This is a genomic window from Atopobacter sp. AH10 (assembly GCF_003664595.1).
Taxonomy (GTDB): domain Bacteria; phylum Bacillota; class Bacilli; order Lactobacillales; family Aerococcaceae; genus Atopobacter.
This window is the reverse complement of the sequence record NZ_QXPZ01000002.1, coordinates 56,552-82,734: the sequence shown is the minus strand read 5'-3', so window position 1 is coordinate 82,734 and position 26,183 is coordinate 56,552. Positions and strand designations below refer to the sequence as shown.

Genomic DNA, 26,183 nt, shown 5'->3' with positions numbered 1-26,183 from the left:
GAACCCCTTTTATGAAAAATGGCGAATAGGCTTACATACTTCTTAAAAAGTGACTATAATAGAGGGGTAGACGAATTGTTAGGAATAAGGAGGAAGTTGAGATGTCTAAAACAGTTGATGCTTTAGGGCAATTATGCCCAATTCCTGTGATTAAAGCGAAGAAAGCTTTGCGTGAAGTAGATGATGTGACCGTTTTGGTGGATAATGAAATTTCAGCCCAAAATCTTGAAAAGATGGCCAAACAATTAGGTTATACCCATTCTACTGAGAAAAAAGATGGGGCATATCATGTGCACATTCAAAAAGCTAAGGAATCTAGTGTAGAACAACTGGATACCTATGAAATGGATGAAGAAGACATCAAACTCGCTGCGACTCACCACAAAGATCAATCCTATGTTGTGGCTATTTCTACTGATCGCATGGGTCAAGGGGATGATGAATTAGGGAAACAATTGATTAAGGGTTTCATCTACGCCTTGACGGAACAAGATGTTTTACCAGATAAGATTCTTTTCTACAATGGTGGGGTTAAATTAACCACTGAAGGCTCAGAAAGCTTAGAAGACTTGAAGAGCTTAGAAGAGCGTGGGGTAGAAATTCAATCTTGTGGGCTCTGCTTGAACTTCTTCGGCTTGACTGAAAAATTGCAAGTGGGTTCGATTACGAATCTCTACGCTGTATTGGAACAACTGCGAAAAGCTAACCGAGTTGTTCGGCCATAAGCCATATGATGGATTTATATATTGCCTTTGATAGCACGCATGATGCCATTCGGTGTGAAAATTTAGTTAAGGAAGCTCAAATAAAAGCTCGACTAATTCCAACACCAGAACATATTTCTGCGGGCTGTGGATTAACCTTAAAAGCACGAGGAGAAGATTACGATCGGCTAATGGAATTGATCCAAAGGGAAAAACTTGTTAATCGCAGTATTTTCCAAGTGACCACGGAAAATGGTCGAAAGCACTTCACCCCGGTAAAAGATGACTAAGTAAAGGAGTGCTTGCCCAAAAAGTGATGATGGGTAGGCGCTCCTTTTCCTTTTTTTCTAGCAAATAAGGCTTTTGGCTTTGGTAGAGGAGGAAAGCTCTAGAATGAAAAATTTCGTTATTGGAACGTCTGGCCACATTGATCATGGGAAGACAACATTAATTCGAGCCTTGACGGGTATAGATACGGATACAACGAGAGAAGAAAAGCAAAGAGGTTTATCGATTAATCTAGGCTTTGCTTATTTAGATTTGCCAAGCGGAGAACGAGTTGGCATTGTGGATGTTCCTGGTCATGAGAAGTTTATTAAAAATATGCTAGCTGGAGTAGCAGGGATTGACTTGGTGTTGATGGTTATCGATGTGAATGAGGGGATCATGCCTCAAACAAGAGAGCATGCGGCTATTTTGGAATTATTAGGTGTGAAAGATTATATTATTGTTCTCACTAAAGTAGGGCAGGCAGATCCTGATTTAATCAGTATTGTTGAAGAAGATATTAAAGAACAATTTAAAGGGACAGCTTTAGAGGGCGCAGACATTGTAAGAACAGATGCTGTTGAAGGGATTGGCCTTGACGAATTATTAGATTTAATTGATCAAGCCAGAAGTGATTCTGTCTATAGTCAGAAAGAATTACCTGGGCGTTTAAATATTGATAGGGCTTTTTCCGTTAAGGGTGTCGGGACAGTGGTCACTGGTACTTTGCTGGATGGGCCTTTAGAAGTGGGTGAGGACATTACTATTTACCCAGCAGGAATTAAAAGCAAAATCAGAAATATACAAATCCATGAAGCTGATCAAGTAAAAGCTCACGCGGGCAATCGTACGGCAATTAATTTGACCAAGGTGAGACTAGAAGATGTCAAAAGAGGGGATGTCCTAACGGCAGGGCATTTAGACCTATCTTACATGTTAGATGTACGCTTGACATGTTTGAAATCTCAAACGCAAGCTATTGAGTTGTGGGATCGACTGCATGTGCATATTGGGACTAGAGAAGTCTTAGCTCGAGTGGTACCAATAGGGGTAGATCGCATAAGGCCAGGTCAATCTGAATTGGCTCAATTACGCTTAGAAGAAGTAGTAGCAGTGAAAAAAGACGATCGTTTTATCGTTCGAGCCTATTCTCCAGTGATCACTATTGGGGGAGGGGTTGTATTAGATCCTAAACCGAAAAAGCATAAACGCTATAATGAAGAAGTGATCGAAAGTCTGGAACTTAAAGAAACGGGTGAAACTAGCGATATTTTATTAGACTTTTTATCTAGAAGAACCCATGGCTTGACCAGTACGAAAGATATGGCGGATTATTTGAACCTACCGCTAAAAGATGTGAAGAAAATGGTTTCAGAAATGGTTGATAAAGGAGAATTAGTGGCTGTTGGGGCTTTGTATTTGTCAGAAGAAACTTTGGATAAAATGACAAGGAGTATGACAGAAACTCTGGCCAACTTCCATCAGACCCATCCTTTACAACCGGGGATGCCTTTAGGAGAATTTAGGTCGCAGTTTAAAAAAATCGATCCTAGAGATGTAGATGCTATTTTGAAAATTTTGCAAGATAGAGAGCAAGTGGTTATTTCGGCGGAACTGATTCGTTTATCTTCATTTAACGTGGATTATAGTCCTGAACAAAAGGCTGTCCATGAAGCTATGAGTAAGGAAATGCAAAAGGCAGGGATGACGCCACCATCCATTGAAGAACTGATCCAAGATGATCCAATACGAAAGGCGGTTTATGACCGGATGCTCGGTAAAGAATTGATTCAAGTCGATCGACGGATTGTGTTAGATCATAGGGTTTATGAAGAAGCTTTAAATAAAGTGAAAGCTTACATCAATCAAAATGGAGCCATCACTTTAGGCGAATTTAGGGATATGATGGGAACGAGTCGCAAGTACGGGATCGCCTTTTTGGAACATTTGGATCGTCTAGGTGTGACCAAACGCATCGAGGACAAACGGGTCTTACGTTAAGGGAGGATATAGCATGAAAAAACTCTTAGCTCAACTTCCGGCTGTGGATAGCTTGTTAAAACGTGAGGAAATGCAGGTGTTGATTGAACGCTTTACTCACCAAGAAGTGAAAAGAGCCATTAAAGAAGGCTTGGATGAGACAAGACAGGCTATTTTATCTGGACAAGTGACGAACTTTTCATTAGAAGATTTATTGGGGCAAATTAAACAGGCCTTCGATCAATTGATTGAGCCTACTCTGAAAGCAACTATTAATGCGACAGGAACTGTTTTGCACACTAATTTAGGTCGTGCTATCTTGGCTGATGAAGCTAAAGAAGCTGTGCAAATGGCAGCTTCCCAATATACGAATTTGGAATATGATTTAAAAGCCGGGCATCGTGGAACTCGTTACCAACATGTACAAGATCTATTAAAGGAATTAACCGGTGCTGAAGATGCCCTGATCGTCAACAATAATGCAGCGGCAGTTTTACTTTACATGACCGCCTTAACCAAGGGGAAAGAAGTGTTAATTTCTCGGGGAGAACTCGTTGAAATAGGGGGCTCTTTCCGTATTCCTGACGTGATAGAATCTTGTGGAGCTATTTTACGTGAAGTTGGGGCGACAAACAAAGTAAAAGTGGCAGACTATCAAAGAGGAATCAATGAGGAAACAGGAGCTATCTTGCGTGTGCATACCTCTAATTATCGTGTACTTGGTTTTACTGAATCGCCAAGTGATAAGGATTTGGTTGCCCTTGCCCATGAAAATGATTTGCCTATATTTAATGATCTAGGTTCGGGATTATTGATCGATCTGCAGCCTCTTGGACTTTCTTACGAACCGACGATTAAAGAATTGATTCAAGCGGATTATGACTTGGTATCCTTTAGTGGGGATAAATTGCTGGGTGGCCCTCAAGCTGGGGTTATCGTCGGGAAGAAGAAGTATATAGATGAATTGAAAAAATTCCCGCTTTTACGGGCTTTGCGGACAGACAAGGTCACTTTAGCAGGCTTAGAAGCTACTCTCCATCTTTACCGTGATCCTAAAAAAGCCATGCAAAGGATACCAACATTACAAATGATTGCGAAAACAAAAGAAGAAGTGAAGCATCAAGCAGAAAAATTAGGCCAAGCCCTCTCAAAACATATCAAGGGAGTAGAATGGGAACTTTTAGAAGGAAGCTCTCAAGTTGGTGGAGGGGCTTATCCAATCGAGAAACTGCCGACTTGCTTGCTGTTATTGCGGATAGAAGGAATGAGTGAGGATGAATTAGAAAAAGCCTTACGTCTATCTGAAGCGCACATCATTACTCGGGTTATGGATGGAGCTGTATGCTTTGATTTAAGAACAGTTTTGAAAGGGCAAGATCAAGTGATTGTAGAGACCCTTTTACATATCGTAGAAGGAAAAAACTAGGCTAAGTTGACTTTTTTATAAAAACTCTTTTCTAAAGTTTAGAAGAGAAATTAGGGCTAAACGAGCCTTTGTTGTTGTGCTTCAAGTGGAATAGCAGCTCTTTATAGGGAAGGCATAAGGAGAAAGTCATTCTTTAACAAAAGGATGGCAGCCCTAAAATCTGAATAAATAGATATAAACCGACTTAGCTTTTAAGAGTAAGTCGGTTTTTTATCATTTCCAAAGTTTATAGGAGGGTTAGCTGACACATTTCAATTACAGAGCTTGCTAGATCAGATTTCCGCAGTTCATGAGCCTTTTATCTATAAGTGGAATAAATAAAATGAATTAGCAAGAAACTGTTTTTACAAAGAATTTCTGTTGAATAGCAAGTGTAAACGTGTTAAATTGAAAGTGACATTCCCTGTGATTTATATCGAATGTCAATAGACTAAGGATGGCAAATGACATGGACTTAAGACAAATTGAAACATTTATTGCTATTGTAGAAACGGGTAGTTTTTCAGCTGCTGCCTACGCTTTATCTATTACCCAGCCGACAGTTAGTACGCATATCAAACAATTAGAAGACGAATTGGGCGTGCAATTAATCAATCGGACGACTAAGCGCTTGTCAATCACAGTGGAGGGACATGAATTTTATCGCTATGCTGTTTCGATTGCCCGCATGGTTCGAGGTATTCAAGAAACTTTTTCCGGAGAGAAACATCAAATGTGTCGCATAGGGGCTTCGTCGGTGCCTTCCCTTTATGTGCTACCAGATGTGCTAGGGTATTTTCATAAGCATTATCCCGAAATAAAATTAGATATTATTCAAGGGGACAGCGAATCGATCATTGATCAATTATTAGAGGGATCTGTCCATATGGGAATTGTTGGAACAACAACAGAGGATGAAGAATTGACCTTTGAAAGGTTGCTATCTGATCAATTAGTTATTGTGACGCCGAATACACAATCTTACAGGCAATTAAAGCAGCAACAAATTGCGCCGAATCAATTATTACGTAGGCCATTGATTATGAGGGAATCTGGATCAGGGACTGGAAGAGAGGCCAATCATTTTATTGAACTTTTAGGCTTATCAAGGAACGAGTTGAATCAAATTGCTACGGTCAATGACGTAGAAGTCTTGAAACGTTTAGTGGAAAAAGAATTAGGGATATCAATTGTTTCTCGCTTATCTGTTCAACGGGAAATTGATAGAGGCTCTCTCTTAGCCTTTGAATTAACTCAATATCAAACGACAAGGCACTTTTATCTAGCTTATCGTAAGGGGATGATGTGGTCTACAGCTCAAAAAAGGCTCTATGAATTTTTAAGACAGTTTTTTGAAAAAACAGATAGGGGGAACAGCTAAAAGACAGAGATTAAAGATATTTAATCTTGACAAGCTATAAATAAGCCCCTATTTATCGTTTGGATTTATTGACAATGAATCCGCTTTTGATATAATGTAAGCGTAAAGAAAAGTGTCAGAAAACGCTTACCTTTATAATGACATTATATTGAGGGAGGAATGAACGATGGCATTAAATCTAGATGGTAAAAAAGTTATCATCATTGGTGACCGTGACGGTATCCCAGGTAGTGCTGTTGAAGAATGCTTAAAGGGTACTAAAGCAGAGGTTGTCTTCTCTTCTACGGAGTGCTTTGTCTGAACGGCTGCAGGGGCCATGGACTTGGAAAACCAACGTAGAGTTAAAGAAGCTGCTGAAAAATATGGTGCTGAAAATGTTGTAGTTATCCTAGGAGGATCAGAAGCTGAATCAGCTGGTCTAGCTGCAGAAACTGTAATTGCCGGGGATCCAACATTTGCTGGGCCACTAACAAACGTGGCATTGAATTTGGAATGCTATCACGCTTTAGAACCTGAATTCAAGGAATATGTTGATCCTGATGTTTATGAAGAACAAATCGGGATGATGGAAATGGTTCTTGATGTGGATGACATCATTCAAGAAATGACCGATATCCGTGAAGAACTAGCAGAATAGTCGGCGCCAACTTAAAAGAAGATATATTAGCTCTCGCCGGCGTCAAGTCTTGATGCCGGCGAGTTAATTTATGTAAATAAAATTTGGGGTGATGGAATGAGTAATACAATCTATGATGTAATCATTATTGGTGGGGGCCCAGCAGGCTTAACAGCCGCTCTATACAATGCTCGTGCTCGTCTCAAGGTCCTAGTCTTGGAAAAATCCAAATTAGGTGGCCAAATTACAATCACACATGAAATCGCTAACTTCCCTGGTGCTGTTTACGGAGAAGGTGACGAACCAAGTGGTCCAGAATTGATGGATCGTATGGTGGAACAAGCCAAAAAATTTGGGGCAGAAATTAAAGTCGGTGAAGATGTTTGCGATCTAGAAGTAGATGGCAAAGTTAAGAAACTGACCTGCAAAAATGGAAACGTATACGAAGCTAAAGCGATCATTTGTGCAAACGGTGCCAGCCCACGACATATCGGTTGTCCTGGGGAAGTAGAACTCACTGGTAAGGGTGTTTCTTACTGTGCAACTTGTGATGGAGCTTTCTTCGAAGACATGGAAGTCTATGTGGTAGGTGGAGGGAACTCCGCTGTTGAAGAAGCAACGATGTTAGCTGGTATTGCTCGCAAAGTTACCTTAATTCAAAATCTTTCTACGTTGACTGCCGATGCTATTGCCATCGAAAACATTCACAAACAAGATAATGTCGAATACATTTTTGATTCCGTTGTTCAAGAAATTCGTGGGGATGGTATCGTCGAAGAAATGGATATTAAGAATACCAAGACCGGCGAAGTAACTACCTTTACAGCTGATGAAGAAGATGGAACATTTGGGGTCTTCATCTTTATCGGCTATGTTCCTTCTACTGATATTTATAAAGGCAAAGTCCCATTAAATGATTGGGGCTATATCGAATCTGACGCTGATATGAAGACTTCTATTCCAGGTGTTTTTGCAGCGGGAGATATTCGTCCTAAGAGCTTGCGCCAAGTTATTACGGCGTGTGGTGATGGGGCTATTGCAGCTCATAGTGCTCAACGTTATGTGGAACATTACGAGGCCTAACAATTATTTATAGTCAAAAAAATTTGGAGGGAAAGAACAATGGAAGAATTAACAAAAGAATCATTTGAAGAAAAAGTATCTCAAGTTGAAGGACCAGTATTGGTAGACTGGTGGGGCGATGCTTGTACAGCTTGTAAAGCCTTTATGCCGACAATGGAAGAAATTGCTGTGAAATACGATGGTAAAATGCCAATGTATAAATTTAATACCTCTCAAAAAGGTTGCCGTCGTTTCTGCATCAAACAACGTATTCTAGGTCTACCTGTTATTGGTATTTATAAGAACGGTGAAAAAGTGGATGAAGTAGTTAAAGAAACACTTTCACGTGAAAATGTTGAAGCGATGATTGAAAAACATCTTCAATAGAGAGAGTTTCAAGACGTTGGGGATGATGGAAAGCGTGATAACCGTCATCCCTTTTCTTTATAAGGAGGATAAAATATGGATTTTGCAACATTGCGTGGAGCAAGCTATGTATTGGCACATACGCCAGATATGATTATGCAAAATGGGACAACTCAAACGGTGGAGCGCCAAGTGAACCCTGACAGTGAGTACTTGAAGAAATTGCCAGAGCACATCCGTTCCTACGAAGAAGTGGTGAACTATGCCCCTAACCAAACTTATATTGAAAATATGCATTATTCAGAATTGAAAGCATTACCACAACCATGGTGGAAAGAAAAAGTTGAAGGGAAACGCTACAGTAAACGTGGGGAAATCATGCCAGAATTAGAGTTTTATGGCTTGATTTGCCTAGCAGATGTGTTTGAAACTTGCTTCTTGGAAGAATCTTTTGCTGAAGAAGTTAAGTCTGCTTTAGCTCAACATGAACTATATAAAGATGATGTAGAAAAACTCAAACAGGTTGAAAGTTTGGAATATATTCAAAAGCATGTGGATGAGTATGCCTCTGAACCACTTTATTACAAGGGTAAATTAGTTGGTTGCGTGAATAGAGCACATGAAATTGATGTCAACTTATCCGCCCATGTCATGCTCGAAAACTTAGTCGTTAAAGCTTCTGGTGTCTTAGCTTTACGTCATATGTTCAAAGATAACCATGTAGATCCTTCTGAAGTTGATTATGTTATCGAATGTTCAGAAGAAGCTTGCGGGGACATGAACCAACGTGGCGGTGGGAACTTTGCTAAATCCATTGCTGAATTAGCTGGATGTTCCAATGCGACGGGTTCAGATATTCGTGGTTTCTGTGCAGCGCCTACCCATGCCTTGATCACTGCAGCTTCCTTAGTTCGGGCAGAAACGCATCGTATGGTAGCTGTTGTAGCAGGCGGTTGTACAGCCAAATTAGGGATGAATGGTAAATCTCATGTGGATAAAGACATGCCAGTATTAGAAGACTGTGTGGCTGGGGTTGCCTTCTTGCTTGGCCCTAATGATGGGGTTCATCCAGTAGTCAGAACGGACTTGGTAGGTAAACACACGGTTTCTTCAGGAGCTAGTCCACAAGCTGTAATGACCACTTTGGTGGCTAAAGTCTTGGATAAAGCTGGGATAACAGTGAATGATATTGATGCTTACTCTGTTGAAATGCAAAACCCAGATATTACAAAACCTGCAGGGGCAGGGGATGTGCCAACAGCCAACTTGAAGATGATCGGGGCTATCGGTGTTCTCAGGAAAGAAATGGAACGCAAAGAATTGAAAGATTTCCTTGACAGAAAAGCTATTCCAGGTTGGGCACCAACGCAAGGACATATTCCTTCTGGGGTACCATATTTAGGTTTTGCTTTAGATGATTTAACCACTGGGGATAAAAATCGTGTCATGATTGTTGGGAAAGGATCCTTGTTCCTAGGACGTATGACCAACCTCTTTGACGGGGTATCTGTGATTATTGAACGGAACTCTGGAGAAATGGCAAAAGAAGAAGCTGGAGTTAGCGAAGATTTGAAGACAGTAATTAAGGCTGAGGTCGCTAATGCTATGCGTAATTTTGCCCAAACATTAGCTGAATAGTCAGGAGGTGGGACAGTGTCAGATCAAGTAAAAGCAACCATTAAAGAGGTCTTTGAAGACATTGCCACTGCTCTTGAAACAGGTGAAATGGGTCGAAGGATCAAGATCGGTTTGACCATTAACGGCAGTGAAAATGGCTTTGAAGTCATGAAAGAAGCGGCAAGGATTATTCGGAATGAACACCTATTCGATCTTGTCCTCATCGGTGAAAAGCAAGACTTTACAGATGACTTTGAATTTTATGAGGCAACATGTGAAAAAGATGTGACGGATAAATTAGATGCTTTAATTGAAGATGGAACGATTCAAGGGGCAGTTACCCTTCACCATCCATTCCCTATTGGTGTTTCTACAGTCGGTCGAGTGATCGCTCCAGCCTTTGGTAAAGAAATATTTATTGCAACAACAACAGGGACAACCGCTACAGTAAGAAATGAAGCGATGGTGCTCAATGCCATTAATGGGATTGCAGCAGCTAAAGCTTGTGGGATTAGTCATCCTACAGTGGGTATTTTAAATGTAGATGGGGCTAATGCTGTTGAAAGAGCTTTGAGACAACTTTTTGAAAAGGGCTACGATATTAACTTTGCTGAAAGTGCTCGGAGTGATGGTGGGGTCATATTACGAGGGAATGACCTCATTATGGGTTCAGCAGATGTTGTTGTTTGTGATACCTTGACAGGCAATATTTTGATGAAACTTTTCGGAGCTAGTCAATCAGGCGGGAATTATGAAACAAGTGGTTATGGCTACGGGCCTTCTATTGGGGATGGGTATGATCGAGTGATTAATATCGTTTCTCGTGCTAGTGGAGCGCCTGTTATAGCTAATGCATTGCGTTATTGCTATCAAGTCGCAAAAGGAAATGTCCTTGAAGTGGCTAAGAAGGAATATGCTGAGGCTAAAGCAGCAGGTTTAGAAGAAGTAAGAGAAAGCCTCCAACCGAAAGCTACTGCAGTTGAAGAAGTAAAAGCGCCAGCTAAAGAAGTGGTCACAGCTTCTTTAAGTGGCATCGATGTTCTCGATCTAGAGGAAGCTGTGAAAGCCCTTTGGAAAGAAGGCATTTATGCTGAGTCTGGTATGGGATGTTCAGGGCCAGTGATTTTAGTTTCCGATGCCAATGAAGAAAAGGCAAAAGAAGTCGTGAAGGCAGCAGGTTTTATGTAATATAAAGTGAATGGAAGGGCGGGGTGACCATCTCGCCCTTTTTGAATAGGGGTATAATGTTGGCGCTAGCAGAAAAAGTAGACAAAAAGAGAAGGGACTTTACAGTAGAAGGGATCTTGCTGAACGCTTTCAAAAATGCTATAATGATGAAGTGCTTTTTGGGAGCGGATGGGTTCTGGTGTGCCCTCTAGTCTTCAAAACTAGTATGAGGAGTTAGGAGCTTCTTGGGTGAGTTCGATTCTCACACGTTCCCGCCAAGAGAAATTTACCCCATCTTATTGACTGAATTGAGGTTGATAAGATGGGTTTTTGTGTAAAAAGGAGCACTGCTTGAAGATGTGTGCGCTTCCTTTTTGCGGAACTTTGCTATAATAGGTTCAGAAGGGAGGATGGATGGATGATTTATTTAGATAATGCAGCGACTACTGTTCACAAGCCTCAAGTGGTGATTGATGCAGTGGTAGATGCCTTGAAACATTTAGGAAATGCAGGTCGGGGGGCAACGGATGAGTCCCTTCAAAGTGCTCGGACGGTTTTTTCTGCTCGTGAAGAGATCAACACCCTAATTAATGGAGAGGATGCCAGGCAAATTGCCTTTAGCTTAAATGTCACAGAGGCTTTAAATACAGCTATTCGTGGCTTATTACATCCTGGAGACCATGTGATTTCCAGTGTGATGGAGCATAATTCTGTCATTCGCCCTTTAAATGACTTACAAGATAAAGGGGTAGAGGTCACATATTTACCGATGTCAAAAGACTGGTGTATAAGTCCAGAAGATGTTTTAAAAGCCCTTAAACCGAACACAAAAGCCCTTGTTTTAACGCATGCTTCGAATGTCACAGGCAACATTAACCCTATTAAAGAAATTGTCCAAGCGCTAGCCGGTCGAAATATTTTAGTGATTTTAGATGCGGCTCAGTCAGCCGGAGCTATCCCAATTGACGTACAAGATTTAGGGGTAGATGTACTTTGCTTTACAGGACACAAATCACTTCTAGGACCACAAGGAACTGGTGGTTTATATGTCCGAAAAGGCTTAACGATTGACGTGCTCAAGTCTGGTGGGACAGGAGTAGAAACATTTAATCCTCACCAACCCTTAGCTATGCCGACTCATTTAGAAGCAGGTACCTTAAATGGACATGGATTAGCTGGATTAGCTGCAGCTGTAGAATATATATTAAATATTGGGGTAGAAAATATTCATCAAGAGGAATTGCAACTGATGAATAAGTTCTATCAAGCGGTTACGGAAATGGAAGAAGTGAAAGTTTACGGGAATTTCAATAAAGATAAATGCCCGATCGTTTCCCTTAATATAGGGGACTGGGATTCCTCAGAAGTGTCGGATCGACTTTTAGAAGATTTCGGTATTGCCACGAGATCTGGTGGTCACTGTGCTCCTCTTATGCATCAGGCACTAGGGACAGTTGATCAAGGACTTGTTCGTTTTAGCTTTTCCCACTTTACAACCGAAGAAGAAGTAGAAGAAGCAATCAAAGCAGTGAGGTCTTTAGCAGAAGAATATCGACAAATGAAGTAAGCCTGTCTTTGTGAATGACAAGAAAAAACGCCAAGTCTTGCTTGAAGGAGCAAAGGCTTGGCGTTATTGACTATGTTTTGAAACTTAAAAGATCATGCTGAAAAGAACGATAACCCCTAAAACGATACGGTAATAACCGAAAGGCTTGAAGTCGTTATTTTTGATGTAAGAAAGCAGGAATTTTACAGCCACTAAGGAGACGATAAAAGCTATAAGGGAACCGAATAGGAGAATAGCTATTTCTAATCCTGTAAAATTGAAGCCGAATTTGACGAGTTTTAAGAAGCTTGCCCCAAACATGATAGGGACACTGAGGAAGAAGGAATACTCCGTCGCAATATATCTCGAGCAACCCAGTAACATGGCGCCTAGGATAGTTGCACCAGATCGACTAGTTCCAGGAACAAGAGCCAGGGTTTGGAAGCAACCAATGAGGAAAGCTGTTTTAAAGCTTAATTCTCCTAAGTGATTGAAAAGAGCTTTTTTCCCAATAGAGCGGTTTTCGATTAAAATGAAGAAGACACCATATAAAATAAGCGTAATAGCTACTACAAAGGCATTATAGAGATGAGCATCCATCCAATCGTCTAATAAAAGACCGAATACCCCAGCTGGTAGGCAGCCTACAATGATTTTCCCCCATGTTAACCAAGTTTCTCTAGCAGCAGCTTGATCTTTTTCCTTGTCAAAAGGATTTAATTTTTTGAAGAAGACAAGGACAACAGCTAAGATAGCAGCTAATTGAATTACCACTAAGAACATTTCTGTGAATTCAGGCCTGAGAGCTAGCTTTACCCATTCGTTGACTAGGATCATATGACCTGTGGAACTGATGGGAAGCCATTCTGTGATACCTTCTACAATTCCAATGAGAACAATTTTTAACCATTCAATTAAAGTCATGGCACTCACCTTTCATGTGTATTTGCGTAAGCTAGTATATCGAATTTTGAAAGTAAATACTATCCACTTGAAGATAAAGTTAAGAAAATTCCTGATGAACTGGTCGAAAAGTTTTGGATAAAGAAAAGACCGGGAAAAGAAAATAGATAGAAATCTTAATAAATGCGCTTTCAAAAGGGGTTGTTTTAAGAGCTTTTCCCCTATATGATAAGAGTGTAAGAGTGATAGGGGTGAGACTAATGTTTGAGTTTTTGAAAAGAGTGGTCAAGGTTACAGAGAAGAAAGGGCCTGTTGAATTGTTTGCACCTGTCAATGGGTATGTGATCCCTATAGGAAAAGTTTCCGACCCTGTTTTTGCAGAGAAGTTGATAGGGGATGGCTATGGGGTGAAACCGACAGATGGTAAGGTTTATGCTCCGGTTTCAGGAACGATTAGCAGTGTTTTTCAAACGAAACAAACGCTAGGTATAAGAACACCAGAAGGCTTGGAAGTGATGGTGCATATGGGGGTAAATACAGCTGAATTAAAGGGCTCCCCTTTTGAAAATCATGTGCAAGAAGGCGATAAGGTTACGCCTGAAACCTTGTTATCCACTATGGATCTTAGAGCTCTTAAAGAAGCTAAAAAAGACAATGTGGTCATTGTTGTGATCACATCGATGAATCGGGTCAAAGACTATACGATTAGTCATCAAGGAGATTCTACAGCAAAGGAAAAGATTGGCAAGATTGAATTAGCCCGATAAGGATACTTGATTAAGTAGATGTTGAATGAAATAGTTGTGATCAATAGAATAATCCAGCCCCTATGGTGAGGTTCTCTAGTATAGAGATGCTCTTGTTGAAAATGAGCAGATTTGCCAAATGAGGGCTGGATCTTTTATTGATGGGGATTCATTTAAGCTTAGGGCAATCGAACTTTGAGAAAGGCATTCAAGTTTGAAGGGCTTTCCTCTTAAGTACTAGGGGAAGCATTGCCTTTATTGTCCCTTTATCTAGTCTAGAGGGCTAGAGGAGGCTTTGCTTTTATTGTCCCTTTATCTAGTCTAGAGGGCTAGGGGAAGCTTTGCTTTTATTGTCCCTTTATCTAGTCTAAAGGGCTAGGGAGAACACAGACACATTCTGGGATGGGATAAATATCTGGAAGTAGTTTTAGAAGGCCGGTTTTGGGATCTCGTTTGAAAATTCGTGTAAGACCTTTTTGATGGCCACAAATGAGCCAATGATTGTCTATAGAAAGTTGGAAGTCTCTTGGAAAATCATCTCCACTCGAAATACATTGAATTTTTTTAAGAGAAAGGCCATCTGGGGAGATAGAAAAGACGACAATAGAATTATGGCCACGGTTAGAGGCGTAGAGGAAACGTCCGTCTTGAGAAAGATGGATAGCAGCCCCACTATTGAAGTCGGTCCACTTATCTGGAAGAAGGGAGTAGCTAGAAGCAATTTGGAATGCAGAAGTGGATAGATTAAAAGGCAAGACTGTCACTTCACTGGTCAATTCTGATAGCAAGTAGGCAACTTTCCTTTGTGGGTGAAAAGCTAAATGTCTAGGACCAGAACCAGCTTTTAGAGAGAGATCACTTATTTTCGTCAGTTTCATTTCCTTGTCTAAGCGGTAGTGGCTAATAAGATCGCTGCCTAAATCGCAACATAAAATGCCTTCAGTAAAGGGATGGGGGCAAGCAAAATGGATATGGGCCTTTTCTTGATTAGGGTGTGGGCCTTTACCGACATGTTGCACTTGGTCGATCAAATGTATTTGCCCATCTTTTCCTAAAGATAAGACGGATAGGATAGCATCGTGGTAGTTTGCAGTGTAAATGAGAGAATTTTCTGGGTCGTAACTGACATAGCAAGGGACATGATCAGAATATTCCAGATAGGACAGGATTTCTCCTCGATGTTCTGGCAATAGATCGATGACGGCTAAGCCTGATTTGTTCGAAAGTTCAGCAACTGAGATCAGACGGTTAGCTTTTTTATCTAAAGCTAGATAAGTGGGATTTTTAAGTGAGGCCAAGACTTTTATATTTTCGAGCTGCCCTTGATAAAAGCTAGCTTCATAGATACCTTGGCTACTTGCTCGTGTATAGCTACCAAAATAAATAGTTTCAGTGAAATCTTGCATAATTGAGCCTCCAGTTTAAAGTTTGACAAGCTGTTTTCTTATTGTTTTTTCTTAAGCTATTTTGCTTTTAGTTTACACGATTTAAGCAAAAAGATAAAATAAGGATAAGTACTTGAAAGGAGTGGCATGATGACATCCAAAAATGATTATTCAGCGAAATCTTGGGTATGGAGGTGGTTTTTTAATAATAAGATGGTGTCCGTCTTATTGATTATCCTCTTGATCACCATTAACATTCTCTTGCTTCGGAAAATTAGTTTTGTCTTTACCCCTCTTCTAGGCTTTGCTAGCACTATTGCTTTTCCAGTTATTACTGCAGGGGTCATCTTTTATATCTTGAATCCCTTGGTGAGATTTTTAGAGAAAAAAGGACTTAAGCGACTATACAGCATTTGGATTGCCTTAGTGGTTGCTACATTAGTCATTGTTCTATTCTTTTCTTATTTGATCCCTTTATTAAAAGGGCAAATTTTGGATTTTGTGCGCACTTGGCCAAATTATTACAATGCGTTTGTGGAACAAATTAATCGTTTAGTCGATAGTGATTGGCTGAAAGCTTTGCAACCTCAATTGGCACAAATGAATGACAAGTTTTCTTCAGATATTGCTTCACGTTTGAATAGCTTGTTGAACATGACGGTGAATTCTATTGGAAACATTGTAGGGGCAGTGACAGAAGCCATTGTTGGTTTGATTACTATGCCAATCATTCTTTTCTATCTTTTAAAAGACCAAGATCGTATCTTGCCATCAGTTGTTAAAGTTTTCCCAACTAAATCAAGAGAATCCATTAGCAAAGTTTTGAGGGAGATGCATGAGCAAATTAGTCGTTATATTTCTGGTCAATTAACGGTCGCTTTCTGTGTAGCAGTGATGTTCATTATCGGCTATATGATTATCGGCTTAAACTATGGAACCGTTATTGGGATTTTTGCTGGTGTGATGAACATAATTCCTTATTTAGGAAGTTTTGTGGGGATGATTCCTGCTATAGTTATTGCTTTAGTGACAAGCCCTATGATGTTAGTGAAGGTTTTAGTGGTCTTTATGATCGAACAAACCCTAGAAGGCCGGATCATTTCTCCATTAGTTTTAGGAAATAATTTATCCATCCACCCAGTGACTATTTTGTTTATCTTATTAGCAGCTGGAAAGATGTTTGGTTTCTTAGGCCTTTTATTGGGGATTCCTGGTTATGCTGTGGCTAAAGTAGTGGTGACTGAAATATTTGAGTGGTACAAGCAATATTCTGGGGCATATCACCCAGAAGGCGAAACAGCTGATGAAGGTGAAAATGCCTAGTTAAATTTACTTTGGATACAGGAAAGTCATGCCTTTAGAAATAGATTTTTGAGGGCTTATCTGCTAAAACTATCCAAGGAGACTAGTTGATAGCAAAATACTTTAAACAAATACCCCCTAAAGTTAGAGGATAAGATCTAGCTTTAGGGGGTAATTTATTGGCTTTATAGGCTGGGCTTTGGATTTTTCCTGAATAAAAGCGAAAATTAAGCTTGCTCTTGCCGACGTTTGAGGACTAGATCAATTAAGTGATCAGCTAAATGAGGGTTACGAACGAGAAGTGGGCCGTGGAAATAGGAGCAAAAAACATTTTTGTAGCGGGCACCTTCTGTCCCGTCTTGACCATTGTTACCGTTACCGGAAATCACTTTTCCCAATGATTTTACAGGTTCTTTGATAAAGGTCATACCATTATGGTTTTCATATCCGACATAGTCTTCATTAAATTCATCATTATGGATGGTAATATCTCCAATAAAGCGATGATTATCTTGGCGTTCTGTGTAATGATTCAATAAGCTTGCTCCTTGAATTTTTTGGCCTGCAGCCGTGATATAGTAATCACCTAATAGTTGAAAGCCACCGCAAATAGCCAAAAGGACACCATCAGATTCAATATATTCTTTTAGGGCAAGAGCTTTGCTAGGGAGATTTTTAGCCACAACTGATTGTTCGAAGTCTTGCCCACCGCCGAACAAGATAAAGTCGTATTGGTCTTTAGAGAGTGTTTCTTCTAATGAATTGACTTCTGTTTGATAGTTTAAGCCTCTTTTTTTGAGAAGATATTGTAGCATGAGTAGGTTGCCATTATCCCCATAAGTGTTCAGTAAGTTACCATATAAATGGCCAATACGTATTGGTGCTTCTTGTGATTGCGTCATGGGCTTACTCCTTCCTGATTTGGTATGGTTGGGTAGTGTTCGTTTGAGCAGGATAGGCGTCCACTTCGCCCTTTGTCAGCGAGAGCATGCGCTCTCTACTGAAAAGGACTCCAGTGCTCCTTTCCTGACCGCTCAAACTCACATTTAGTTGTATATATAGCCTTCTTGTATCCAGGTTTTTCGAAGGGCTAACATGGCTGTATAGGTACTTAGGATATGGACAGTTTGTGTAGGGAGTTCTTTGATCTTATCTGCCAGTTGGTTGAAGTCTTCAACTAGAAGTAACTGATCTTCTTTCATCCCGCTAACAAGTAATCTTGTTTTAAGTTCTTTAGATCGCGTACCTCCGTAGATAACACGACGATTTTTATCAACCAGATGTTCATAATTAGCGTCCCAAATCCAACTAACATCCCGTCCGTCAGCATAATTGTCATTTAATAGGGCGACAAGGCTGTATGGCTTTTCTTCATAGGATAAGAGGTCGATGACTTGATTGATGCCGACAGGGTTTTTCGTTAAATGGATCATCACTTCTTTATCGCCAATCTTTATACGCTCTTGACGGCCAAAAACACGTTGGGCGGCTTGGAAGCCTTGTCGGATTTGTTCTGGACTAGCTCCAAATAGACGACTGACGCTATAAGCGGCTAAGGCGTTATAGATATTGTAAAGGCCAGCAATAGGAAGAGTATAGCTTTCCCCATCAATGTCAAAACTTGAATCGTCCATGCTGAGTTGATTGATCTTAGTCAGTTTAAAGGACAATTCTGGACGTTTAAAGTCGCAATTAGGGCAGTAATAGTTACCTAGATTGCCATAGGTATTGAGGTGGTAATGCAAGATGGATTGGCAATTTGGGCAAAGGATACCATCCGTGTTGGAAGGAATAGGCACGTCTTCTTTATAACTAGTGTCAAAGCCAAAGAATTTTTGAGGATGGCTGAGGGCTTTTGAATGAAATATAGGAGAATCGCCATTAGCTAAGATAGTTGCTTGAGGAGAATTTTTAGCCCCTTCTAACATAAGATCGTAGACGGAATAAATTTCCCCATAACGGTCCATTTGGTCACGGAATAGGTTGGTAAAGACTAACACATCTGGTGTGACTAAGTTGGTTACACGTTTCAAGGTAGCTTCGTCCACTTCCAAGACGGCAATGCTTTCGCCTTTTTTATGATGCCCCTTTGCGCTTAAAAAAGTGGAGATGATCCCCTGTTCAAGGTTAGCTCCGGTAGGATTGGTGATCACTGTAGGATAAATTTGCTTTAAAATTTGAACAGTAAGAGAAGTAGTTAACGTTTTACCATTAGTTCCACTTATCATGACGACAGGTATATCTTGGCTTAAAGCTTCTAGGACTGTAGGATCAATTTTTTTGGCAATTTTTCCTGGCAGACTCGATCCACCATTGGTTAATTTTTTTAAGAGAGTTTGGGTCAGACGACCGCAATGGATTGCAAGTTGTTGACGAAGGGTCATGCCACTTCCTCCTTCAATGAAAATTTCATTTCTTATCATAACATAAAAAAACGAATCCTCGAAAGAGAAGTGCTAGTTTAAAAAGCTAAATTTAAGACTTGATTTGTTGAAGGAATTTAGCAATGCAATAAGAAGGATAAAGGAGGTAAGTTTCTTATGGATAGGGGAAGATGGCTCTTAGGCTCTGGCTTAGCTTGCTGGTGTGGGTAAATTTCTTAGGGATAGGGAAAGATGACGAGATAGTTATCGATTTTTGGGGGAGTTTAGCTACTTTCAAATTGTTGGCTAAAGTATTGACGATAACGCTTTTTCCGCCTAATATAAAGGGGATAGACACAAAAAAGATAGGGGGATTATTTTTGGCACAGTTGTATTTTAAATATGGAGCCATGAATAGTGGGAAGTCTATTGATATTTTAAAGGTAGCCCACAATTATGAAGAACAAGCCAAGCCAGTCTTATTGATGACTAGTCACGTCGATACACGGACAGGTAGAGGGAAAATAGCCAGTCGAATAGGGATTGAACGTGATGCGGTAGTCATTGATGAAGAGACGGATATTGTTCAGATAGTCAAAGATCTTCCCCATAAAATCTACTGCCTAATTTTGGACGAAGCACAGTTCTTATCTAAAAAACACGTGCATCAGTTAGCACAAGTGGTAGATGAACTAAGAATTCCAGTGATGGCATATGGCCTGAAAAATGATTTTCAAAATAATTTATTTGAAGGCTCTAGGGAGTTGCTTTTGTTTGCCGATAAAATAGAAGAAATTAAGACTATATGCTGGTTTTGCCCTAAAAAAGCAACGATGAATTTGCGGATGGCTGATGGTCGTCCAGTCTATACAGGTGAACAAATTCAAATTGGTGGCAATGAGTCTTATTGGCCTGTTTGCCGGAAACATTATTTGAATCCTCCATTGGATGAAAGAGGGAAGGTCTTAGCGCCTAGTTTAGATCGTTCACATGTGGGGTCAGATGAAGCAGATGAGCTGTAAGGCTTTAAAAAAGATGACATCTTAAAAGATAAGAAGAAAGATACTAGGAGAAATAAGATCATTTCCCCATTTCTCTTGGGTTTGGTACAATAGGGGAGAACAAGGAGGAATAGGATGTTTGACCAATTAGACGCCTTTGTCATTCGGCAGAACGAATTGACAGAATTAATGAGTGATCCGTCAGTGATTGCGGATACTAAGCGCTTTATGGCTTTGTCAAAAGAAGAAGCCGACTTAAGGCCAAAAGCAGAAGCGGTAAGACGCTATAGATCTCTAACGAAAGATTTGGAAGAAACAGAAGAAGTTTTACAAGAGTCGTCGGATCCTGAATTGATCGAATTAGCCAAGAGTGAATTGGCTGAGTTAAAAGAGGAAATTGCTAGCATGGAAGAAAGTATCAAATTGATGCTTTTACCAGAAGATCCTAATGATGGGAAAAATATCATTATGGAAATTCGTGGCGCTGCTGGTGGGGATGAAGCGCAATTGTTTGCGGGCGACCTCTACAACATGTATCAAAAATATGCAGAATCTCAAGGTTGGAAAGTTGAAGTCTTGGATGCTAATGTGACGGGTATTGGTGGTTATAAAGAAATCATCTTGATGATTACAGGGGATAAGGTATATTCCAAATTAAAATATGAGTCTGGTGCCCATCGTGTTCAACGGGTTCCTGCAACGGAAAGTCAAGGGCGTGTCCATACGTCGACGGCTACTGTTGTGGTTATGCCGGAAGCTGAAGAAGTCGAAATCGACTTAAATGAAAATGATATCCGAACAGATATTTATCATGCTTCTGGTGCAGGTGGACAGCACGTTAATAAGACGGCATCCGCTGTTCGTTTAACTCACATTCCAACAGGGATTGTAGTAGCTATGCAAGATGAACGGTCTCAGTTGAAAAACCGTGAAAAGGCTATGAAAGTTTTGAGGGCTCGTGTGTATGATCAGATTCAACAAGAAGAGCAATCGAAATATGACGAAGCACGTAAGTCTAAAGTCGGGACTGGGGATCGTTCTGAACGCATTAGAACCTACAATTTTCCTCAAAACCGTGTGACTGACCACCGAATTAATTTAACTATTCAACAACTAGATCAAATTTTGGCGGGTAAGTTGGACGATATTATTGACCAATTAATTTTAAGTGATCAAGCGAAAAAATTGGAAGCCTTAAACAATGGGGAATAGAACTTGCCGGGAATTCGGTCAAGATTTGCTGAAAAAAAGAGGCTTGTCCATTCAAGACTATCGACTGATTGCTTCTGAAATTTTAGATTGGTCTTTGACGGATTGGCTGACAAGACAGGATGAAGTTCTTGATGATGTATCATTGAGAGCCTTGGAAGAGGCGACTTGCCGTTATTTGTCTGGTGAACCATTAGCCTACATTAGTGGGCGAGTGGATTTTTATGGACGAAGATTTCTTGTCACAGGAGATGTCTTAATTCCAAGACCAGAAACAGAATTGTTAGTAGATCATCTATTGAAGACCTGGCCAAGAGATGAAAAATTAACCCTAGTGGATTTAGGGACTGGAAGTGGTTGTTTAGCCATTACTCTAGCGAAAGAGTGCCCTAATTGGACTGTTCATGCGGTGGATATTTCAGGGTCTGCTTTAAAAGTAGCACAGGCGAACGCTAAAGCCTTAAAAGCTCCAGTTCATTTTCATTTAGGATCTTGGCTAGAAGCGATCGGTGATCTTTCCGTCAGTGCGATTGTGAGTAATCCGCCATATATCAGTCGGGATGAAGTAGGCTTTATGGATGATTCAGTCATTCAGTATGAGCCACATTTGGCCTTGTTTGCAGAAGAAAATGGTTTAGCTGCCTATAAGGAAATCTTTCAGCAAATGGCTAAACGAGAAGATTGGAAATATGGCATGATGGAATGTGGCTTTCGTCAAGGACCTGCTTTAAAGCAACTTGCCCATGAAATGTTTCCTTCAGTAGATGCGCAAATTGGAAAAGATTATGAAAAGTTAGATCGGTGGATAGAGTTAAAACGTTAAGAAAGAGGTGATAACTGTGGTTGGATCACAAATCCAAATTTTTGGGACTGACGACGCTAGTTTAAATAAAGCGGCGAAATTGTTAAAAAGTGGGGAGTTGGTTGCTTTTCCTACAGAAACGGTGTATGGCTTAGGGGCTCTTGCAACAGATGAGCGAGCTGTCTTGAAGGTGTTTGAAGCCAAGGGGAGGCCTAGCGATAATCCTTTAATTGTGACAGTTTCTTCTGTTGAGATGGTAGAAAAGTTTGTCGGACCAATTAACTCGAGTGGGAAAGCTTTAATGGATGCTTTTTGGCCGGGGTCATTGACCTTGATTTTGCCTATTGCTACCTCCTGTTTGCCTAATGTTGTATCAGCAGGACTTAAAACAGTTGCTGTGCGTATGCCTGATAATGCCGTAACACGAAAATTGATTGAATTGGTAGGTCAGCCGATAGTTGGGCCAAGTGCCAATATTTCTGGACGACCAAGTCCGACAAAGGCTGAACACGTAGAGTCGGATTTTCGTTATCGCATTGCTGGGGTCATTGATGATGGGACAACTCCAGTTGGGATTGAGTCGACAATTGTTGATGTTTCTGACGAGGACAATATTACCGTTTTGCGACCAGGTGACATTAGAGAAGAACAAATCGCTCAAGTGGTAGGACCTTTAAGTCACGGGCCAGTGGATACAGAAAAGCCTAAAGCTCCAGGGATGAAGTATCGCCATTATGCCCCTCTAGTTCCAGTAGTAGCTAAAAATGGAGGGGTAGAAGACTTTCTCCCTTATTTAGAAGTAGATTATCCATTAGCTATAGCAGTACCATCGACTATTTATAGAGCCCTAGAAGACGATATAGCAGACCATATGAATATGGATAGAGAATTAGTTTTATATGATTTAGGTGAAGATGTTAAAGACTTCCAACATCGTTTATATGGTATCCTTCGTGATGTGGATGAAACACCAGCAAAAGAACTTATTCTCTATGTTCCTCTAGAAAGTGATGAGACAGCTGGCTATCTGAATAGGGCCTTAAAGGCTAGTTCTTCCTTCGAAGATGGCCTATAAATAGCAAATTTTACACGTATGTTCAAAAAATAGTGACAATTTTTACCCTTAATCTAGATTTTACCCTTAATCTTGAGTACAATAACCTATGGCGTAAGTAAGCCATTAGTGGAGGAACAGGATAAAAACCTGTTCTAGGCGAAATAAAGGAGGATCACATGAGTCAAAATTTGAATATCGATAATTTTGTTGTGATGGACCACCCGTTGATTCAACACAAGTTGACGATGATTCGTCGGAAAGAATGTGGAACTAAGGAATTTCGAGAAGTTGTTAATGAAATTTCTATGTTGATGGCTTATGAAGTAAGCCGGGATTTACCTTTAGAAGAAGTTGAGATTGAAACGCCTATCTGTAAGACAGTTCAACATCAACTTTCTGGTAAGAAAGTAGCTATTATTCCTATCTTACGTGCAGGTTTAGGGATGGTTGATGGGATTCTTTCCTTGATTCCGGCAGCTAAAGTGGGGCACATTGGGATGTATCGTGACCATGAAACCTTAGAGCCAGTAGAATACTTTGTTAAAATGCCAAGTGATATTTCTGAGAGAACCTTGTTTGTTGTTGACCCTATGTTAGCAACTGGTGGCTCTGCTATTGCGGCGATTGATGCTTTGATTAAACGGGGCGCGGATGAACATTCTATTCGCTTCTGCTGCTTGGTATCTGCTCCAGAAGGTGTAAGAAAATTACATGAAGCTCATCCTAATGTGAAAATTATTGCCGCTGCACTTGATGAACACTTAAACGAAGCTTCCTATATAGTTCCAGGACTTGGAGATGCAGGAGATCGCCTATTTGGTACCAAATAGATTTCCTGGATGTTCATGGGGCTATTGCCATTCATTGATGACAATAAAAAGCCTTAGAAGTCCATTCTAGGGCTTTTTCTGATTGATAGATAAAGGAAAGATTAACTTTCTCTTTTTTAGGAAGAGGCTAAGGGTGAAAACTTAATGAAATATAAATGCCACTGCCGTCCATTTGCTCAGGGCTAGGATAAATGGCCCTTAGAAGTAGGTAAGAAAGAGTCTATTGATCTATTGTTGTTAAGCTGAAATGCTATTTTGGGAGGTGATTTTTTGGAAAAAATCTATACATTTCATTTGATGCACCTATCTGCTTCCGCTAATGTTGTGCTAGCCAGTTTAGGATCTGTGGCGATCGCTTTTTTCGTGATGTTTTTCTTATCACGGCGCATAAGTCTCGTCCCAGGAAGGCGTCAAGCCTTATTGGAAATGATTGTTGATTTTACAAATAAGATTGTCGGAAGCGCAATGGATGAAAAGCTTGGATTGCCCTACCGCTTTTTCACTTTTGTCTTATTTATTTACATTGCAGTTAATAATATTATTGGTCTATCTATGATTATTGTATATAAGGGTTTTTCTTTTTGGGGAAGTCCGACTGCCAATGCTATTGTTTGTCTAGGGCTATCAGCCATGGTGATTCTCTTATCTCATTATAAGGCGGTAGAAAAGTTTGGCTTCAGAGCCTATTTCAAAAACACTTTTCTCTCTCCAATGCCAGGGATGTTTCCTATTAAGCTGATTGAAGAGTTTACCAATACGCTAACCCTTGGCCTACGTTTGTATGGGAATATTTATGCGGGGGAAATTCTTCTCTCTTTAATTGCCATGTTTGCGACAAGTTCTGGCCTAACTCGTGGGATTTTAGCTGTACCACTCGCCATGATTTGGATGGGCTTTTCAACCTTTATTGGCTTTATACAGGCTTTCGTTTTTTCTACTCTATCCAATGTCTATATTTCTCACAAACTAGAAGTAGAAGATGATTGAATAGCCAGTGTGAAGAGACTAAGTTTTTCTTGACTGATATAAAAATATAATGAAAAGTTAGTCAGCTAGATAAGACTAATGAAAAAGGAGACTAAAAAATGATTTATTTTGCTGCTGCTCTTGCTGTTGGGATGGCTGCCCTTGCGGCTTCTTTTGGGAACCAAGCTGTTATGAGAAAAACAATTGAAGCTATGACAAGACAACCTGAATTAAAAGATTATTTTAGAACAAACATGTTTATTGCGGTTGGTTTGATCGAAGCTGTGCCAATCATCGCTGTTGTTTTTGGCTTCGTTTTAGTTTTCCTATTTGCCAAATAAGAAAGGCTATAGGAGAAACTATCCATGACTAAACTGTGAGCTAGTAGACTATTTAAGGGTCATAGCTCTTTTAGAAAAGGGGGACAAAGATGACTGAAGGAATCGCTGCAGGCATTGCAGTTGGCGATTTGTTAGTAATTGCCTTGTCTTTCGTCTTGCTGATGGTATTATTGGGAAAATTTGTATGGAAACCCTTAACCAAGGCAACCGATGAACGAGCTAGCCGTATTCAAAAAGATATGGATGAAGCTAAACAGGCCAATGAAGAAGCTGCTCTTCTTAGGGAAAAAGCCGAAGCATCTATTGAAGAAGCTCGTAAGGAAGCACAGGACATTTATAATAGAGCTCGAGTAGCGAGTGAGGACATGGAAAAACAAGCTCTTCAACAAGCTCATGAAAAGATCGCTCAAATGAAACGTGATGCCCAAAAAGAAATTGAATATCATAAAGAAAAATCGATGCAAGATTTAGAAGGAAAGATTGGCGACTTATCTGTAGATCTGGCACAAAAGATTTTACAAAAAGGTCTTTCTGCCGAAGACCATAAAGAGTTAATTGATCGCTTTATTGAAGGACTGGAAAAGGCATGAAGAAGATTCGGTCTGTCAAAAAAGAGGTTAATGACTTTTATCATCGCATGGTCGACTCCGGTCGGGTAGAAGAAGTTTACCAAAACGTTCTAGCCTTGCGCGAAGGGATCGGCAGTATTTATAAATTCGAACAAACCATGCAGATGGAACATATTGCTGAAGAAGATAAAGCCCAATTTATCTTGAGTTTAACAGAGGGTATGACCAAGGAATGGAAGGATTTTTACCTAGAAATGGCTTATGAATATCGCTTTCATTATCTTGGCTTGGTTCTACAAAGCTTTTGCGATTACTATGAACGCCACCAATTAGTTATTGAATCGGTGGTGCCCTTAAAAGAAAGTGAAGTGAATCGGATCAAAGAAGCAATTCAAAAGAAATTGCTGGTTCGCTTCCATCATGTAACGACTGAATTGAATCCTAGTCTAATTGGTGGGCTAGTGGTTCGTTCCAGAGAGTATCTCATGGATGGGTCGATCAAACGTCAATTGGTTGACCTAAGACGTGAAATGCATCAAAGGTAGAGAGGTGATGAGAGTTGCATCAACAAGATTCAGAAACACGGCAAAATAAGCCG

At 40.3% G+C, this 26,183-nt stretch carries 26 protein-coding genes and 1 tRNA gene; 23 read left to right on the top strand and 4 right to left on the bottom strand.

From position 1 onward, the window contains the following. The first annotated feature begins 101 nt into the window (after positions 1–101). From yedF to D3H64_RS00845, 12 genes are all read left to right on the top strand, one after another. On the top strand, positions 102–725 hold the full coding sequence (gene yedF, locus D3H64_RS00895) for a sulfurtransferase-like selenium metabolism protein YedF (protein WP_121563905.1): 624 nt from the start codon (positions 102–104) through the stop codon (positions 723–725). Positions 726–733: 8 nt separating this feature from the next. Then, entirely contained in the window at positions 734–994 is a 261-nt protein-coding gene (locus D3H64_RS00890) for a DUF3343 domain-containing protein (protein ID WP_158589182.1), read from the top strand. A 103-nt stretch (positions 995–1,097) separates the two neighbouring features. Then, a complete protein-coding gene (gene selB / locus D3H64_RS00885) occupies positions 1,098–2,972 on the top strand; it encodes a selenocysteine-specific translation elongation factor (RefSeq protein WP_121563901.1) in 1,875 nt (624 codons plus the stop codon). 13 nt (positions 2,973–2,985) lie between these two features. Further along, complete coding sequence (selA, locus tag D3H64_RS00880; RefSeq protein WP_121563899.1) at positions 2,986–4,377, top strand: L-seryl-tRNA(Sec) selenium transferase; 1,392 nt, start codon at positions 2,986–2,988, stop codon at positions 4,375–4,377. Positions 4,378–4,825: 448 nt separating this feature from the next. Then, on the top strand, positions 4,826–5,737 hold the full coding sequence (locus tag D3H64_RS00875) for a selenium metabolism-associated LysR family transcriptional regulator (RefSeq protein ID WP_158589181.1): 912 nt from the start codon (positions 4,826–4,828) through the stop codon (positions 5,735–5,737). A gap of 166 nt (positions 5,738–5,903) precedes the next feature. Beyond that, a complete protein-coding gene (gene grdA, locus D3H64_RS00870; protein WP_121563895.1) occupies positions 5,904–6,374 on the top strand; it encodes a glycine/sarcosine/betaine reductase complex selenoprotein A in 471 nt (156 codons plus the stop codon). A 96-nt stretch (positions 6,375–6,470) separates the two neighbouring features. Beyond that, positions 6,471–7,436, top strand: a complete 966-nt coding sequence (locus D3H64_RS00865; protein WP_233554857.1) for an NAD(P)/FAD-dependent oxidoreductase — start codon at positions 6,471–6,473, stop codon at positions 7,434–7,436. A gap of 39 nt (positions 7,437–7,475) precedes the next feature. Beyond that, entirely contained in the window at positions 7,476–7,802 is a 327-nt protein-coding gene (locus D3H64_RS00860) for a co-chaperone YbbN (RefSeq protein WP_121563893.1), read from the top strand. Between the two features lie 75 nt (positions 7,803–7,877). Continuing rightward, the gene (gene grdC / locus D3H64_RS00855; protein WP_121563891.1) at positions 7,878–9,419 is read left to right on the top strand and encodes a glycine/sarcosine/betaine reductase complex component C subunit beta; all 1,542 of its coding nucleotides are present in this window, start codon (positions 7,878–7,880) and stop codon (positions 9,417–9,419) included. Positions 9,420–9,434: 15 nt separating this feature from the next. After that, complete coding sequence (gene grdD, locus D3H64_RS00850) at positions 9,435–10,586, top strand: glycine/sarcosine/betaine reductase complex component C subunit alpha (RefSeq protein ID WP_121563889.1); 1,152 nt, start codon at positions 9,435–9,437, stop codon at positions 10,584–10,586. A gap of 160 nt (positions 10,587–10,746) precedes the next feature. Next, positions 10,747–10,843 (top strand) — tRNA-Sec (locus tag D3H64_RS10170). Positions 10,844–10,983: 140 nt separating this feature from the next. Continuing rightward, positions 10,984–12,132, top strand: coding sequence for an aminotransferase class V-fold PLP-dependent enzyme (locus D3H64_RS00845; protein WP_121563887.1), 1,149 nt, complete (start codon positions 10,984–10,986; stop codon positions 12,130–12,132). Between the two features lie 84 nt (positions 12,133–12,216). On the opposite strand, the gene D3H64_RS00840 is transcribed toward D3H64_RS00845, so the two are convergent. Then, positions 12,217–13,035, bottom strand: coding sequence for an undecaprenyl-diphosphate phosphatase (locus tag D3H64_RS00840; RefSeq protein WP_121563885.1), 819 nt, complete (start codon positions 13,033–13,035; stop codon positions 12,217–12,219). 239 nt (positions 13,036–13,274) lie between these two features. On the opposite strand from D3H64_RS00840, the gene D3H64_RS00835 reads away from it, so the two are divergent. Next, on the top strand, positions 13,275–13,781 hold the full coding sequence (locus D3H64_RS00835) for a PTS glucose transporter subunit IIA (protein ID WP_121563883.1): 507 nt from the start codon (positions 13,275–13,277) through the stop codon (positions 13,779–13,781). Between the two features lie 341 nt (positions 13,782–14,122). Here the strand turns inward: D3H64_RS00835 and D3H64_RS00830 are convergent, their stop codons facing one another. Beyond that, positions 14,123–15,166: a lactonase family protein gene (locus D3H64_RS00830; protein WP_121563881.1), complete on the bottom strand. Its 1,044-nt coding sequence runs from the start codon at positions 15,164–15,166 to the stop codon at positions 14,123–14,125. 129 nt (positions 15,167–15,295) lie between these two features. Between D3H64_RS00830 and D3H64_RS00825 the strand changes: the two genes are divergently transcribed. Continuing rightward, the gene (locus tag D3H64_RS00825; RefSeq protein ID WP_233554856.1) at positions 15,296–16,468 is read left to right on the top strand and encodes an AI-2E family transporter; all 1,173 of its coding nucleotides are present in this window, start codon (positions 15,296–15,298) and stop codon (positions 16,466–16,468) included. 206 nt (positions 16,469–16,674) lie between these two features. Here D3H64_RS00825 and D3H64_RS00820 read toward each other — a convergent pair whose 3' ends face one another. Beyond that, positions 16,675–17,349, bottom strand: coding sequence for a type 1 glutamine amidotransferase (locus tag D3H64_RS00820; RefSeq protein ID WP_121563877.1), 675 nt, complete (start codon positions 17,347–17,349; stop codon positions 16,675–16,677). Between the two features lie 144 nt (positions 17,350–17,493). Beyond that, positions 17,494–18,831, bottom strand: coding sequence for a Mur ligase family protein (locus tag D3H64_RS00815; protein ID WP_121563875.1), 1,338 nt, complete (start codon positions 18,829–18,831; stop codon positions 17,494–17,496). Between the two features lie 359 nt (positions 18,832–19,190). Here D3H64_RS00815 and D3H64_RS00810 point away from each other — a divergent pair, with 359 nt between their 5' ends. From D3H64_RS00810 to D3H64_RS00770, 9 genes are all read left to right on the top strand, one after another. Continuing rightward, on the top strand, positions 19,191–19,832 hold the full coding sequence (locus tag D3H64_RS00810) for a thymidine kinase (RefSeq protein ID WP_121564061.1): 642 nt from the start codon (positions 19,191–19,193) through the stop codon (positions 19,830–19,832). Between the two features lie 114 nt (positions 19,833–19,946). Next, entirely contained in the window at positions 19,947–21,023 is a 1,077-nt protein-coding gene (gene prfA / locus D3H64_RS00805) for a peptide chain release factor 1 (RefSeq protein WP_121563873.1), read from the top strand. Next, positions 21,013–21,843: a peptide chain release factor N(5)-glutamine methyltransferase gene (prmC, locus tag D3H64_RS00800; protein ID WP_121563871.1), complete on the top strand. Its 831-nt coding sequence runs from the start codon at positions 21,013–21,015 to the stop codon at positions 21,841–21,843. The genes prfA and prmC overlap by 11 nt, the downstream gene beginning before the upstream one ends. A gap of 16 nt (positions 21,844–21,859) precedes the next feature. Beyond that, the gene (locus D3H64_RS00795) at positions 21,860–22,897 is read left to right on the top strand and encodes an L-threonylcarbamoyladenylate synthase (RefSeq protein WP_233554855.1); all 1,038 of its coding nucleotides are present in this window, start codon (positions 21,860–21,862) and stop codon (positions 22,895–22,897) included. Positions 22,898–23,055: 158 nt separating this feature from the next. Continuing rightward, entirely contained in the window at positions 23,056–23,709 is a 654-nt protein-coding gene (gene upp, locus D3H64_RS00790; protein WP_370448425.1) for a uracil phosphoribosyltransferase, read from the top strand. A 270-nt stretch (positions 23,710–23,979) separates the two neighbouring features. Then, positions 23,980–24,696 carry a F0F1 ATP synthase subunit A gene (atpB, locus tag D3H64_RS00785; RefSeq protein ID WP_233554854.1) on the top strand — a complete coding sequence of 239 codons (717 nt, stop codon included), beginning with the start codon at positions 23,980–23,982 and terminating at the stop codon, positions 24,694–24,696. Positions 24,697–24,794: 98 nt separating this feature from the next. Then, on the top strand, positions 24,795–25,016 hold the full coding sequence (atpE, locus tag D3H64_RS00780) for a F0F1 ATP synthase subunit C (RefSeq protein ID WP_121563869.1): 222 nt from the start codon (positions 24,795–24,797) through the stop codon (positions 25,014–25,016). An 89-nt stretch (positions 25,017–25,105) separates the two neighbouring features. Continuing rightward, a complete protein-coding gene (atpF, locus tag D3H64_RS00775; protein WP_121563867.1) occupies positions 25,106–25,606 on the top strand; it encodes a F0F1 ATP synthase subunit B in 501 nt (166 codons plus the stop codon). Then, a complete protein-coding gene (locus D3H64_RS00770; protein WP_121563865.1) occupies positions 25,603–26,130 on the top strand; it encodes a F0F1 ATP synthase subunit delta in 528 nt (175 codons plus the stop codon). Before atpF ends, D3H64_RS00770 begins: the two co-directional genes overlap by 4 nt. Positions 26,131–26,183: the final 53 nt, after the last annotated feature.